Source organism: Sinomonas sp. ASV322 (genome assembly GCF_030908245.1).
Classification (GTDB): Bacteria; Actinomycetota; Actinomycetes; order Actinomycetales; family Micrococcaceae; genus Sinomonas.
Genome location: NZ_JAVFJJ010000011.1, coordinates 71,770 through 85,661, shown reverse-complemented (window position 1 = coordinate 85,661; position 13,892 = coordinate 71,770). Strand labels below are relative to the sequence as shown.

The following is a 13,892-nucleotide window of genomic DNA, read 5'->3' as shown; positions in this document are numbered from 1 at the left end:
GAATGAGCCGGGCAGGGCTTCCGTCCGCTTCTCGCCCCGGTGCGAACGACGACGTCGCAGCTCGCCGCGGCGGGCCGTTCGCCGTCGTCGTGCGCTTCTCGCACGAGCTGCTGTTCTCGATCGGCCCGGCCCGCAGGGACCACCAGCCCGCCCTGCGCGTCGCGCTGGGCGTGTTCCTTCCCCTCCTGACGCTCACCCTCGTCAACCGCCTCGACCTCGCAATCTTCGCGAGCTTCGCCGCGTTCACGGGGATCTACGGCCGGAACGAGCCGCACCGGATCCGCGTCGTCGCGCAGGCCCGCGCGGGGCTGCTCATGCTCGGCGTCATTTTCGCCGCGACGCTCGCCGCCCGACTCAGTCCCGGCGGGGCCCTCGACCCGTGGTGGACCGTCGCTGGCACGACGCTCGTCGCGTGGCTGTGCTCGGTCCTCGCGGGCCTGTGGCGCCTTCGGCCGGCCGGTTCGCTCTTCTACATCTTCGCGTTCGCGGCCGTTTCGTCGCTCCCGCATCAGCCGCCGCTCCCCGACGCGCTGCTCGCGGCAGTCGCCACGTTTGGGCTGTGCCTCGCGATCGGCCTCTCCTCGCGCGTGACCCCGTCCCACCGGAGCCCGCTCGCCTGGGCGGATGTCCGGGACGGGTGGCGTGTCCGCGTCAGCGTGGCGGAACGGCGGGTCCTGTGGCTCGAGTCGATCGGCTACCTCGTGGGGCCCGGCATCGCGGGCCTCGCCGCGACCGCCGTAGGCCAGGCCCTCGGCTTCGGGCACAACTACTGGGCGATGGTCGCCGCGGTCGTGCCGCTCGTCGGGCACTCGACGCGCCACCGCGTGAGCCGGGGCCTCCAGCGCGTGCTGGGCACCGTCGTCGGCCTCGTGCTGCTCGCGGGGATCGCGGCGCTACAGCCTGCGCCGTGGGCCATGGTCGTGCTCATCGCGGTGTGCCAGTTCGGCGCGGAGATGCTCATCGCACGGCAATACTTCCTCGCGCAGGTGTGCGTGACGCCGCTCGCGCTGCTCTCGACCCTCCTCGTCGCGCACACCGATCCCGGGGTGCTCCTCCACGACCGCTTCATCGACACGGCGATCGGCTCGGTCGTCGGCGTCGCCGTCGTGCTCGCGCCGAGCGTGTACCGGCGCGCCCGCGGGGTGCGGGGCGGTTAGGCGGGCGTCCCGTCAGGCCGCGTCCATGACGTGGACGAGGTTTTCGAGCCCGGCGAAGTCCTTGACGTTGTAGGTGATGAGGGCTGCCCCGTTGGCGTGCGCTACGGCGGCGATCATCAAGTCCGCAACCCGCCCGCGAGGCAGACGCCCGCGGTCCAACACGAGATCCGTGATCAGGCCGTAGGATGCGGCGGCGTGGTCGTCGAACGGCAAGCCCGCCCCGAACGCTTCCCGAATCGCGCCGAGGCGGGCAGCACGGGCCACTCGCGCGTCGGCGGTCTTTGCCGCGACGACGCCGAACTGAAGCTCGGCATAGGTGATTGACGTGATGGCGTACTCCGTGACTCCGCCGAACGTGGCGGGCTCGCGGTCGATGACGACGCTCGTGTCGAAGACCGCCCTCATCGTTCGAAGGGGTCCTGCATGTCCGTCTGCGCCCGATGCTCTTCAAGATCGTGTCGCCATCCAGGATCCACGGGGGTTTGGAAGGCGTGGCGCATCCGCTGATCGCTGACCCACGGCCCGCGGGTGAGCGGCACAATCCGGGCGATGGGCGTGCCGTGGTCAGTCAGCACGTATTCGGTGCCCTCCTTGACATGCCGGAGCATCTCTGTCGGGTTCTGCCGGAGATGGCCCACGCTGATCGTCGGTTCTGCGCTCATATCATGAAGGATAGAGTCGCCCTAGATAATTGTCTACGGTAGGGTGCTACGCCGGGTGTGGGCGCTGGGATGCGGCGGCCTTCGCGTCCAAGTCGGAGAGCGAGAGCAGGATCGCCGGCCTGCCGGGGAATGGTCGGCTTGAGGCGGGCCGGAGGTCGGGACCCACGTGGAGCAGCTCGCCGGGGTCCATGAGCCGCCACCGGGGGTCGTCGTCCATGCGTTCGGTCGCGACGAGGACGCGGTCGCCCAGATCGGGGCTGCGCACCGTAATGCGCTGGCTCGTGGCGTCGAGGCCGCGTTGCTCCGATGCGGGGGCCCCATGGTCCTCGCGGACGTAGAGCTCGTGCGTCTCGGGATAGCGCAGGGCCCAGAGGTCGGTGGCCGTCGCCATGATGAAGTTCAGGCTGAACACGGGAAGGAGATCCGCGATCCACGAGACCGCCGCCGTGATGCCGGCGCCCACGTCGCCGTCCGCGATCCGGGTCTCCGCGGTGATGAGGGCGAAGAGGCGCTCGCTGTCCGTCTCGCCGTGCACGAGCCCGGCAGTGCCGAGGTCCTGCAGCCGCTGATTGAGCCGTTCGAGCCCGCCGAATGCGCCATTGTGCGCGAAGAGCCGTCCCGCCTGCTCGAACGGGTGGGTGTTGACGAAGGTGTGGGCCCCGGTGCTCGCGTAACGGACGTGGGCGAGGAAGGTTGTGCTCTCGAGGTCGCGGGCTTCGCGTGCGAAGGCCCGGTCCTCCCACGCCGCCATAGCCTGCTTCTCGACCTTCGGCCGTCCTTGCGGCGTGAACGTTCCGACGCCGGTTCCGTCCGGCTCTCGGTGGCTCTGTTCCCTGAGACTGTCCGGGGCGTCGAGCAGCCAGAACGTCGCTTTGGCTCGGTTTCGACCCGCGTGCAGGGCGAACAGGCGGCACATAGCCTCACCCTACTCGCGCCGGGCGGGCCGGGCGGGCTGGGGCGGGCGGCGGAGGACGGCGGGCGCGCACCCGCCGTCGTCCGCCGCCCCAGCGGTACGCGCCCGGCCGGATTCCCCAGAATCTGGGTGCCGTCTCCTCCAACGTCCCCAGCTTTAGCCTTCAACCCGCGGTGTGTCGGCAGATCCGGCCGGCGTGTCGCATCGCTGCCCGCCAAGAGTCGGGGAGCTCGGTTGCTGGGGAAATCGGAAGCCGGGGAATCCGGCGGCGGCGTGCTCTGTCAGCAGGCCGGGGGCTCAGCAGGCCGGACGGCTCCGGACGTCACTCGAGACCCGTTGGGTGAGCAGCGTGCCGAGCGGCCCTGCCTTGAGCTCCCGGTCCTCGACGATCACGTACCCGCGCAGCACCGTCATGCTGGGCCATGCCGCGACCTCGTAGCCCTCCCACGGGGTGTAGTCGGCCTCGTGCAGGTCGGACGCGGTGATCCGGCGGGCGTCCATCGTGTCGAGGACGGCGAGGTCGGCGTCGCTCCCGATCGCGATCGCCCCCTTGCGCGGGTACAGGCCCAGGATCTTCGCGGCGTTCGCCGAGGTGAGGTCCACGAACCGCGTCAGGTCGAGTCCGCGCTTCGCGACGCCCTCCGTGTACGCGACGGCCATGCGCATCTCGACGCCCGCGTGGCCGCCGGTCGCGTCGAAGATCGTCTTGCCGCGCGTCTTGACGTCGAGGTCGGTGCACACGCCGTCGGTCGCGAGCGTGCTGAGCACGCCTTCGAGGAGCGCGTCCCACATCGAGTCGCGGTCGTCGGCCGACTTGAGCGACGGGTACGTGTGGTAGATCGCCCCGTTCTCCTGGCGGTAGTCCTCGGCGGTGAAATGCGCGTAGTGCGGGAGCACCTCGCCGTACACGGGCAGCCCGCGGCCGCGCGCGTCGCGGATCGCGTCGACGCCCTCGCGCGCGCTCACGTGCATGAGGTAGATCGGCGCGCCGACGTGCTCGGCTAGGGTGATGGCCCGCTGGAACGAGAGCTTCTCCGACAGATTGTTGTGCGCGTGGGACATGTACTCGAGGCCGGTGCGCCCCGCGCGCTCGAGCCGTTTGTAGGAGTACATGACGATGTCGTCGTCCTCGGCGTGGACCGCGAGCATCGCGCCGGCTGCGGCGGTCTGCTCCATGAGGCCCCACATGTTGCCGAGGTCGGTCTTCTGGCGCGGTCGTGTCGGCGTCGTATTGGTCATCCAGACCTTGTAGCTGCCGTGGCCTGCGGCAACGGCGTCGGGGATCTGCTCGAGCACTTCGAACGGGATCTCGGGCTCCTTGAACGTCCCGTGGAGCGCGTAGTCCGTGAACGTGTTCCCGGCCCACTCGGCTGACTTCCGAGCAAATGACTCGGACAGCTCGTCCCCTGGCTGCCAGTGCGCGAAGTCGACGAGCGTCGTCGTGCCGCCGTAGATTGCGCCCTCGCTCACGCGGTCGGGACCGAAGCACACGATGCCGCTCTCGGCGGCCGTCGGCAGAACGCTGTTGGTGTGGACGTGCGGGTCGACGCCGCCGGGCACCACGAGCTGGCCGCGGAGGTCGACCGTGCGGCGGGCCTCGGCGGGGGCGCCGAACTCGGGCGCGGTGAGCGAGACAATCGTGCCGCCGGCGATCCCGACGTCGAGTCGGCGGGCGCCGGACGGCGTGACGACCACGCCGTTGGTCAGCAGGAGATCGAGCATGGAAAGCCTCCAGATCTAGAAGGGGACACGAGAGAAGTAGCGCTCGGCGAGGCTCGCCTTGACGGACGCGCGTGCGTTGACGAGCTGGGAGACCGCGACGTCGGCCGCCGCGCTGAGCAGCATCGCCGCCTTTTCGCGGGGCCAGCCCCGGTCTGCGACGACGAGCTCGAGGAGATCGTCGAGGGCCGCCTGGGCTGCGGCGTCTAGGTCGTCGCCGTCGCCGATCGTGATCACGTGGCCGCCGGAGAGGACGACCGGACGCCGGACCGAGACACCCGGGATCACGCGGCACGAGAGCGTCACCGTGCCCTCGACCTCGACGCCCGTGAGGGAGCACTCGCCGTCGCCCTGCGCGGCGTGGAGGTCGCCCGCGAAGAGCCGCGCGCCGTAGACCTGGACCGGAAGGACGACGGCCGAGCCGGCCGTGACATCGTTGCAGTCCATGTTGCCGCCGTAGGGGCCGACGGTGCTCGAGCTCGGCTCGCCCTCAGCGGGCGCCACGCCGAGCTTGCCCACCATGGGCCGGACGGGGATGGTGACGCCGTCGTCGAAGCGGACCCCGCCGTCGTCGATCTCGACGACGTGACCGTAACGCTCGAGGGGCGCGCCGAACCCGCCACGCCCGGGAAGCGTCACCATCGCGGCGCGGCTGGCGATGCGGATGTCGTGGATCTCGACGCGGAGCGCGTCGCCGGGGCGCGCGCCGCGGACGACGACGGGTCCCGTCACCGGGATCGAGCACTTCTCGTACTCGCCCGCCTCGAAGAATCCGCCGGTCAGGAGGCTCCGCGCCTCGAGGGCGAAGCGCTCGCCCTGCTCGACCTCGAGGACGGGTTCGGCGAGGGCGGTGAACACCGCCGAGGCGTGGTCGAATCCGGCATAGGCGAAGCCTGCGTGGGGTAGATGGCCGATTTCGGGGGACTGGCCCATGTCGGCAGGCCTACGCGTAGACGGGCTGCGCCCAGCCCTGGTCCGAGGCGGCGCGCCCGACGACGGCGTCGAGGTAGAGCCGCTGGAGCCGCGCCGTGAGCTCGCCGACGGCGCCCGTGCCGATCGGCGTCCGGTCGACCGACTTGACGTGGTTGACCTCGGCCGCGCTCCCGCAGACGAAGACCTCGTCCGCGGAGTAGAGTTCCGTGCGGTCGATGGGCCGGATGTCGACGTCGAGCCCGAGTTCGGTGCGCGCGAGGTGCAGGACGCTGTCCCGCGTGATGCCCTCGAGGATACTGTCCGTCGTGGGAGGCGTGCACAGCCGGCCCTTGCGCACCATGAAGACGTTGTAGCCCGCGCCCTCGGCGACGTGGCCGGACTCGGTCATGAGGAGCGCGGCGTCGTAGCCGTTCCGCCGCGCCTCGAGCATGGCGAGGCGCCCGTTCTGATAGTTGGCGATGGATTTGATGCGCGGAGGCATCGAGCGGTCCGAAAGGCGGGCCCAGCTGCTGATCTGCATGTCGAGGCCGGTCGCGCCGAAGTAGTTGCCCATGGGGATCGCGGCCATGAACACGGTCGAGGGCCCGGTGTCCTCGGGCTTGCCGTCGCTCGAATCGACGAAGACCTGGGCGCGCATGTGCAGGTTGCTGCGCAGCCCATTCGCGCGGACGAGGCCGAGGAGCTGCTCGGTGAGGACGTCGACGTCCTGCGGGCCGTCGATCTCGACGACGCGCATCGAGTCGACGAGTCGGCGCATGTGGTCGCCTACGCGGAACGCGTAGAGCTGCTGCTCGTCCTCGCTCCAATAGGCGCGGAAGCCTTCGAAGACGCCGACGCCGTATTTGAGCGTCGTGCTGAGGACGTGCAGCCGGGCGTCGGCGTACTCGACGAGCTCGCCGTCGTGCAGGAGATACCGGACCTTCGGCGTAGCGGGGGCCGGCTGTGGCGTGGCCAAGAGCGCTTCTTCGCGCAGCGTCGACATCTCGTAGGTGCTCCTCTTCCCAGAACAACTTCAACAACGTATGGTGTGTGTCACTATATTGAAGATGGCGTTGGAGGCCTGTCAATGGTTCCGCGAATCGCAATCCCAAACTTGTGGCGGCTGATGTGCCAAATGAGCCGCGAATGTCTCGACCTAACAAACCGAACGCCCGTTCTGGGATACCAGAGCTTCCCAAAGCGGAAGAGAGTCGGTTCAATAAAGTGATGACGCTTTGATTCAAGGAGTCCGCATGTCCCAGCTGTCGGTCCGCCTCTCTCGCAGGCCAAAGAGATTTCCTGCGTCGCCTGACGTGCCTGCAACAGCCGCGGAGGGCGCCCCATGAGCGTTCAGGGAATACCGCGCACGTCTCCGGGCCTGCGCGTCGCCGATTGGGCGAAGCGCGGGAGGGCCGTGGTCTTCTCGAGGTCTCATCTGGCCGTGACCGTCGTGGCGGCCGCCGTGATCCTCGGCCTCCCCCTTCTGGCCCTCGTCATGCCGTACCCCCACAGCCCCCTCAGGCCAGACCCCAACGCGATCAGCGTCGCCCCGAATGCCACGTACTGGTTCGGCACGGACGGCAACGGGATGGACGTCTTCTCCCGCACGATCGAAGCCGCCAAGCTCGACCTCCCGATCGCGATCGGAGCGACTGTCCTGGCCCTCGTCGTCGGCGTGCCGCTCGGCCTCTTCGCCACGAGCGGCCGCGTCGGCGACGCCCTCATGCGCGTCGTCGACGCGTTCGCCGCACTGCCGACGGTCGTGATCGCCGTCGTCGGCATCCAGCTCATGGGCGGTTCGGTGCTCGATGTCGTCATCGCGATCGCCGTCGTCGGCGCGCCGCGTTTCGTGCGCCTCTCGCGCGCTGCGGCGCTCACGCTGCGCTCGGCGCGCTACGTCGAGGCGGCGGTCGCGACGGGATGCTCACCGCTGCGAGTCGCGTTCAACCACGTGTTCCGCAACGCCTACGGCGTCGTGCTGGTCCAGGCCACCCTCACCGCCGCGAACGCCCTCGGCACCATCGCGGCCCTCAACTTCCTGGGGGTCGGGGCAAAGCCGCCGCAGCCGAGCTGGGGCGGCATGATCGCGGACGGCTTCAGCATGCTCATCCGCGGCGACTGGTGGGCCTCGGCCTTCCCGACCGCCGCGATGCTCCTCGCGATCGGCTCGCTCAACATCCTCGCGGGTGCCCTCGAGAACCGCATCGAGCGCGTGGAGCGTGCACGATGACGGCGGGGCTCGAGGTGCGCGGGCTCGTCACCGAATTCGCGGCGCGCGGCGGCGCCGTTCGGGCGCTCCATGGGATCTCGTTCGACGTCGGCGAGACGGAGATCGTGGGCATCGTCGGGGAGTCGGGGTCGGGCAAGTCGACGGTCGTCCGCTCGATCACGCGGCTGCTCGTGCCGCCTGGGCGCGTGGCGGAGGGATCGGTCGTGTTCGACGGGCGAGCGCTGCTCGACCTGCCCGAGCGGCGCATGCGCGAGCTCCGGGGGCGGGACATCGGCTTCGTCGCCCAGAATCCGTTCAGCGCGCTCAACCCCGTGCTGCGACTCGAGAAGCAGTTCGCGAACATCGCGAAGGCGCACGGCGTCCGCGCCGACGCTGCGTCGCGCGAGCGGGCCGTGGCCCTGCTCGAGGCGACCGGCGTCAATGAGCCGGAACGCGTGATCCGCGGCTACGCGCACGAGCTGAGCGGCGGGATGGCGCAGCGCGTCGTCATCGCCATGGCGCTCTACCTCAATCCGCGGCTCGTCATCGCCGATGAGCCGACGACGGCGCTCGACCTCACCGTCCAGCGGCAGGTTCTCGACACGCTCCGGAAGCTGACGAGCGGGAGCGGACGGTCCATGCTCATCGTCACCCACGACCTCGGGGTCGTGGCCGAGTACTGTGACCGCGTCCTCGTGATGTACCGCGGGAACCTCGTCGAGCAGGGGGCGGTGTCGCGGGTCTTCACCGCGCCCGAACACCCGTACACCGCCTCGCTGCTCAGGTCTGTCGCGCGGCCCGCGGAGTCCCCCAACGCCGCGGAGGCCGCTAGGGCCGCGGGGCCATCTGACCGAGTGCAGCCCGTCGAGGCCGCGATGTCCGAGACAGGGGGCGCGTGATGCCCATCATCGAAGTGAAGGATCTGCGCAAGACGTTCCAGACCCCTCAAGGCCGCGTCCTGACGGCGGTCGACGGGGTCTCGTTCGACGTCGAGGCTGGCGAATGCCTCGGGATCATCGGCGAGAGCGGCTCAGGCAAGTCGACGCTCGGCCGCCTCCTCCTGCGGCTGCACGAGGCGGATTCGGGCTCCATCCTGCTCGACGGGCAGGACGTCCGGGCTCTCGCGCCGCGAGCGCTCCGGCGGAAGCGCCGCCACTGGCAGATCGTGTTCCAGGAGCCGTTCGCGTCGCTCAATCCGCGCCTCACGGTGCGCCAGATCGTCGAGGAGCCGCTCGTCGTCTCGAAGCTCTGCGCGTCGCGCGCTGAGCGGCTCGAGAAGGTCGAGAGAACGCTTGACGAGGTGGGCCTCTCGGCCCAGTTCCTCGACCGCCGCCCGGCGAACCTGAGCGGCGGGCAGCAGCAGCGCGTCGGCATCGCCCGGTCACTTGTCACGGATCCGAGCATCGTCGTGCTCGACGAGCCGACGTCGTCACTCGACCTCACGATCCGGGCTTCGATCCTGCGGAAGCTCTCGGAACTGCAGCGCGCCCGTGGGCTCACCTATGTCTTCATCTCGCATGACATCGAGACCGTGAGGCACTTCTGTTCGAAAGTCGCGGTCATGCATCGCGGGCGGTTCGTCGAGACGGGACCGGCGCTCGACGTGCTCGACAACCCCATGCAGGCCTACACGCAGGCGCTCATGGCGGCCGCGATGCCGGCTCTTCCCTACATCCCGCCGGACATTTCGCCGGACGACGACGGCGCGTTCGCCTCGGCGGGCGACGGGTCCGGGCCACTCCTTCCCACCACCCAGGAGGCCAACGCATGATCCGGTACATCGCCTCGCGGCTGGGCATCGCCGTCGGCCTTCTCCTCGGACTCATGACCCTGAGCTTCGGGCTCGTGTCCCTCCTCCCCGGGGACCCCGCCGTCGCCCTTCTCGGCGAGTATGCGACGCCAGACGATATTGCCCGCATCCACGGCGAGCTCGGGCTCGATAAGCCCGTCTGGGACCGGTACCTCGACTACCTCGGGCGCACGATCACGGGCGATCTGGGCCATTCGTTCTTCACGGGCACGCCGGTCGCCCAAGAACTGTGGACGCGCCTGCCCAACACGCTCGTCTATCTCGTCCCGGGCCTCGTCCTCGCGCTCCTCCTCGGCGTCGCGATGGGGACGTTCGCCGCGTATCGGAGCGGGCGGCTGCCGGACAAGACCTTCACGGCCGGCGTCTCAGTGCTCATGGCGATGCCCGAATTCGTGCTCGCGCTTCTGCTGCTGTTTATCTTCTATCAGCAATTGCATCTTGCGCCGGCGCCGCTCGGAATGCTCGCGAGCGCCGATATTCCGCCGCCCAAGGTGACGGGTTCCGTGCTCGTGGATGCTGTGATCGCCGGGAAATGGAAGATCCTGGGCTCGGTCTTCAGCCGGGCAGCGCTCCCGATTGTCACCATGGGGTTTTTCTTTGCGGCGCCCTTCGGGAAGACCGTCCGCACCGGGCTCCTGCAGATCCTCCATTCCCCGCAGATCGAATTCGCGAGGGCGTGCGGCCTCCGGCCTTTCCAGGTGTACCGCTACGCCCTGAGCGACGTCCGGGCGGCCCTCATGACGTACATGGTGCTGCTGTTCGCGGCGGCCCTGAGCGGGGCCGCGATCATCGAGAGCGTCTTCTCGTGGCCGGGCGTGGGCGGGTGGTCGCTCGACGGCGTCCTCAAGGGAGACATGCCCGTCATCCAGGGCTTCGTCCTGGTGATGGGGGCGACGAGCCTGTTCGGCTACGTCATCCTCGACGTGCTCATCACGCTGCTCGATCCGCGGGCCCGCGGTGTCGCGCTGCGCCCCCGCCGCCGGGCCCGCCCTATCGTCGCGCCGACGATGTGACCCTTGACACCATGAAGATCGATTCAATAGATTGAAGACATGTTCACTAAAATAAAGAACGACAAGCTGGTCGTCCTCGGTGGGCTGATCCCCCTCGACGGCCGCGTGAGCTGGGTTCCCCCGCAGGCATCCGGCTTCCAGCCCTCGAATTGCTATTTGCTGTCCGAGGCGAGCGCGGCGGGCGACTCCCACCTCCTCGTCGACTCGGGGCTCGCGGTCCATAGCGAGGAGATCCTCGGAGACCTCGTGTCCCTCATCGGTGAGGGCGGCAACCTCTCGGTCTTCTTCACGCGGGCCGAGATGGACTGCGTCTCCAACCTCGAGCCGATCGTCCGGCACTTCGACATCGAGCGGCTGTTCACGGGCGGCGTCATCAACCCCTTCGACGCGTTCGAGGACCTCGCCCGCACCGGGCTGCGCAGCCGCCGCCACCAGATCGACGCGCAGCGCACGGGCCACGGCGACTCGGTTGCCCGCGCCGCCACCATCGAGATCGCGCCCGGCCGCGTGCTCGAGATCGAGGCCCCGCTCCTGCGGCTCCTCATGACGTTCTGGGGCTGGGACGCCGAGACCGGCGCCCTCTTCACCTCGGACACGTTCACCCATGGCGTCATGGCCCGGCCGGACGGTCCGCGCGTCATCGACTCGACCGTCGAGGACACCACGACGCCCGAGCAGGTGGCCGGCCACCTGTACGCGAAGTACGAATGGCTTCCCCGCGCCACGCGCGAGCCGCTGCGGGATTGGCTCGCCGCGAAGTTCGACGAACTCGACCCGGAGATCGTCGCCCCCTCGCGCGGATGCGTGCTCCGCGGGCGCGACGTGGTGCGACGCCACCTCGAGTTCATGCTCAAAGCCCTCGAACCGCAGCACGCCGGGCTCGTGCCGCAGGCCGTCTAGGAGGACCCATGGAAGAGCTAGTTGAGACGATGAGCAGCGATCTTCCGCGGAGCGTTGCCGACGGCGTGACGTGGATGAGCTCGTGCCTTCCGTTCCACATCGACGGACGCGTGATCCACGGCCACAACTCGACGTTCCTCGTCCAGGGCGAGACGGCGTCGATCCTCGTCGACACGGGCAACCCGTCGAGCTGGCCGATCATCTCCGAGAAGCTCGACGAGCTCCTCGGCGGCCGCGAGCTCGACTACGTGTTCCCGACCCACCCCGAGCTGCCCCACACCGGCAACCTGCCGAGGCTCGTCCAGAAGTACCCCAACGTGCAGATCGTGGGGGACATCCGCGACTATCACCTGTTCTATCCTCAGATCGAGCCGAACCTCCACGCCCGTGTGCCGGGAGACCGCATCGACCTGGGCGGCGGATACGAGTTCCTCATCGTCGAGGCCCTCATCCGCGATCTGCCCAACACGCAGTGGGGCTTCGTGCCGCAGTCCGGCGTGCTCTTCACGGCGGACGGCTTCTGCTACATGCACCGCCCCGAGCTCGACGACGAAGACCCCGTGCACCTTCCCGGCGAATGCGGTCTCACGACGACGGAGCTCTCCACGCCCGTGGCGGTTGAGAACGCCGCGTTCTTCACGGGCAGCGCCCTCTACTGGGCGCGCTTCGCCAACGACGCCGACCGCGTCTACGACCGTGTGCTCGCGCTCGTCGATGAACTCGGCGTCACGACCGTCGCCCCGACCCACGGCAACGTCATCACCAACATCCGGGACGTCGAACCCATCATCCGGGCCGGCCACAAGCAGGCGTACCGGTACTAGCGCGGCCGCACACCTCGCCGCACATCCTGTTTGCACGCACCGCTGTTTGTCACACCCGTTTGCAGTCACCCCGTTTTGCACCCTTCCCATTGCACCCACCCGCCCCACCCGCCCCACCCACCCCACCCGCTCTTCCCCCACCCACCCCACCCAAGAAATCCGGTGTTTAGACCATGAATCGCTTGCGTCTGCTCTCCGGCGGTCTGGCCGCCGCCCTTGCGGTTTCCCTGACCGGCTGCGGAGGCGGCAGTTCCGCGTCCCCGACCCAGCCGGACAGCGTTGTCATTGCGGTCGGCTCCCTGCCCGACAGCCTCACGCCCGCCCCGTGGGGCGGAAGCGCCTCCCACGTCGTCCTGAGCGGCCTCGGCTCGCAGCTGCTCGAATACAAGTCCACCGCGACGAGTTCGGATCCGTGCGGCCAGCCCACCACCGCGGTGTCCGGCCGGCTCGCGGAGAGCGCGACGCCCGCCCCGGACGGCAAGGGCATCATCGTCAAGCTCAAGAAGCTCACGAGCCAGTTCGGCCACACGCTCTCGGCCGAAGACGTCCGCTGGAGCCTCATGATCGGCATGCAGCGCCAGCCGGTCATGAAGGGCACCCTCGCGAGCAGCGGGTTCGACGTCAACAACGTGGCCAAGGTCATCGACGATCAGACGGTCGAGCTCAACACGACGGCCATCACGTCGTTCAGCATCGAGTCTCTCCAGAACAACCTCTTCTACATCCACGACAGCGTCGAGGCGAAGAAGCACGTCACGGCCGACGATCCGACGGCGAACAACTGGCTCTCGAAGAACCTCGCCGACTACAGCGGATGGAACCTCGAGGAGTTCACCCCGGGCACGTCCCTCACGGTCACCGCCGACTCCAAGTGGGAGGGCAAGCGCGGCTCGGTCAAGCGCGTCGTCGTCAAGGCCGTGCCGAACACGTCGACCCGCAGCCAGCTCATGCAGTCCGGCGAGGCGCAGATCGCGAACGGCTTTGAGTACGACCAGTACGCGTCGCTCGGCAAGTCGCCCGATGTCACCGTGCTCAACTGCCCGAGCGCGACCCGGGACACGCTCATGTTCAACGTCAAGTCCGGCCCCCTCTCGGACGTCCGGGTGCGGCAGGCGATTTCGATGGCCATTGACCGCGACGCCCTCGTCAAGGGCGCCTATGCGGGCTACGGCAAGGCGGCCCAGGCCACGTTCCCGGGCGGTGATCCCTCGGGCGTGTACAAGTTCGACGTCGCCGGAGCGAAGAAGCTCTTGGCGGACGCGGGCTACGCGAACGGCTTCAAGATCACGCTGAGCTACAGCGCGACGCGTCCAGGCCCGGTCGCGAACAAGTCCTCGGTCCTCATCCAGTCGATGCTGAGCCAGATCGGCGTCACCGTCACGCTCCAGAACGTCGCGAGCTCGACGGACTTCTCGAGCGCGCTCATCCAGGGCCGCTTCGAGGCGGTGCTCTACTCGGAGCCGATCGTCATCGCGGACCCCGCGTTCTACAGCTTCGCGTACTACGCCGGCAACGCCCCGAGCAACACGACCGGCTGGAAGGATGCGAACTTCGACCAGCTCCGGACGAAGCTCGCCGCAACGCCCCAGGATCAGACCGCCCAGCGGAACGACCTCATCAAGCAGATGACCGCCGTCGTCGATTCCGGCGCCCCGATCCTCTCGCTCGTCGAGACTCGAGGCCTCATCGCGGCGAAGAAGGGCCTCTCGGGGGCAACTCCGCTGAGCAACGGCCAGGTCTACTTCGACGCCCTCGGCAGCTAGGAAGGCACAT

Annotated in this window: 14 protein-coding genes; 8 read left to right on the top strand and 6 right to left on the bottom strand. The window is 68.9% G+C overall.

Translation table 11 applies throughout. The annotated features are described in order from the left end of the window. Positions 1 to 2: 2 nt before the first annotated feature. Positions 3 to 1,157: an FUSC family protein gene (locus tag RBS12_RS14675; RefSeq protein WP_307966871.1), complete on the top strand. Its 1,155-nt coding sequence runs from the start codon at positions 3 to 5 to the stop codon at positions 1,155 to 1,157. Positions 1,158 to 1,169: 12 nt separating this feature from the next. On the opposite strand, the gene RBS12_RS14670 is transcribed toward RBS12_RS14675, so the two are convergent. The 6 genes from RBS12_RS14670 to RBS12_RS14645 form a co-directional block, all read right to left on the bottom strand. Continuing rightward, positions 1,170 to 1,562 carry a PIN domain-containing protein gene (locus RBS12_RS14670; protein WP_307966870.1) on the bottom strand — a complete coding sequence of 131 codons (393 nt, stop codon included), beginning with the start codon at positions 1,560 to 1,562 and terminating at the stop codon, positions 1,170 to 1,172. After that, complete coding sequence (locus tag RBS12_RS14665) at positions 1,559 to 1,819, bottom strand: type II toxin-antitoxin system prevent-host-death family antitoxin (protein WP_307966869.1); 261 nt, start codon at positions 1,817 to 1,819, stop codon at positions 1,559 to 1,561. The genes RBS12_RS14670 and RBS12_RS14665 overlap by 4 nt, the downstream gene beginning before the upstream one ends. Before the next feature lie 46 nt (positions 1,820 to 1,865). Further along, positions 1,866 to 2,735: a class II glutamine amidotransferase gene (locus RBS12_RS14660; protein ID WP_307966868.1), complete on the bottom strand. Its 870-nt coding sequence runs from the start codon at positions 2,733 to 2,735 to the stop codon at positions 1,866 to 1,868. A gap of 294 nt (positions 2,736 to 3,029) precedes the next feature. Next, positions 3,030 to 4,454 carry an amidohydrolase family protein gene (locus tag RBS12_RS14655; RefSeq protein ID WP_307966867.1) on the bottom strand — a complete coding sequence of 475 codons (1,425 nt, stop codon included), beginning with the start codon at positions 4,452 to 4,454 and terminating at the stop codon, positions 3,030 to 3,032. A gap of 15 nt (positions 4,455 to 4,469) precedes the next feature. Beyond that, entirely contained in the window at positions 4,470 to 5,384 is a 915-nt protein-coding gene (locus tag RBS12_RS14650; protein WP_307966866.1) for an acetamidase/formamidase family protein, read from the bottom strand. A gap of 10 nt (positions 5,385 to 5,394) precedes the next feature. Beyond that, positions 5,395 to 6,366, bottom strand: a complete 972-nt coding sequence (locus tag RBS12_RS14645) for a branched-chain amino acid transaminase (RefSeq protein ID WP_307966865.1) — start codon at positions 6,364 to 6,366, stop codon at positions 5,395 to 5,397. Positions 6,367 to 6,705: 339 nt separating this feature from the next. Between RBS12_RS14645 and RBS12_RS14640 the strand changes: the two genes are divergently transcribed. The 7 genes from RBS12_RS14640 (at position 6,706) to RBS12_RS14610 (ending at position 13,882) form a co-directional block, all read left to right on the top strand. Next, a complete protein-coding gene (locus RBS12_RS14640) occupies positions 6,706 to 7,593 on the top strand; it encodes an ABC transporter permease (RefSeq protein WP_307966864.1) in 888 nt (295 codons plus the stop codon). Beyond that, positions 7,590 to 8,471, top strand: a complete 882-nt coding sequence (locus tag RBS12_RS14635) for an ABC transporter ATP-binding protein (RefSeq protein WP_307966863.1) — start codon at positions 7,590 to 7,592, stop codon at positions 8,469 to 8,471. Before RBS12_RS14640 ends, RBS12_RS14635 begins: the two co-directional genes overlap by 4 nt. After that, complete coding sequence (locus tag RBS12_RS14630) at positions 8,471 to 9,343, top strand: dipeptide/oligopeptide/nickel ABC transporter ATP-binding protein (protein WP_307966862.1); 873 nt, start codon at positions 8,471 to 8,473, stop codon at positions 9,341 to 9,343. The genes RBS12_RS14635 and RBS12_RS14630 overlap by 1 nt, the downstream gene beginning before the upstream one ends. Continuing rightward, complete coding sequence (locus RBS12_RS14625) at positions 9,340 to 10,395, top strand: ABC transporter permease (protein WP_307966861.1); 1,056 nt, start codon at positions 9,340 to 9,342, stop codon at positions 10,393 to 10,395. The genes RBS12_RS14630 and RBS12_RS14625 overlap by 4 nt, the downstream gene beginning before the upstream one ends. A 39-nt stretch (positions 10,396 to 10,434) precedes the next feature. Further along, the gene (locus tag RBS12_RS14620) at positions 10,435 to 11,295 is read left to right on the top strand and encodes a hypothetical protein (protein ID WP_307966860.1); all 861 of its coding nucleotides are present in this window, start codon (positions 10,435 to 10,437) and stop codon (positions 11,293 to 11,295) included. Positions 11,296 to 11,303: 8 nt separating this feature from the next. Next, positions 11,304 to 12,119 (top strand): MBL fold metallo-hydrolase, encoded by an 816-nt coding sequence (locus RBS12_RS14615; protein ID WP_307966859.1) that lies wholly within the window; start codon positions 11,304 to 11,306, stop codon positions 12,117 to 12,119. 173 nt (positions 12,120 to 12,292) lie between these two features. Beyond that, complete coding sequence (locus RBS12_RS14610) at positions 12,293 to 13,882, top strand: ABC transporter substrate-binding protein (protein WP_307966858.1); 1,590 nt, start codon at positions 12,293 to 12,295, stop codon at positions 13,880 to 13,882. Positions 13,883 to 13,892: the final 10 nt, after the last annotated feature.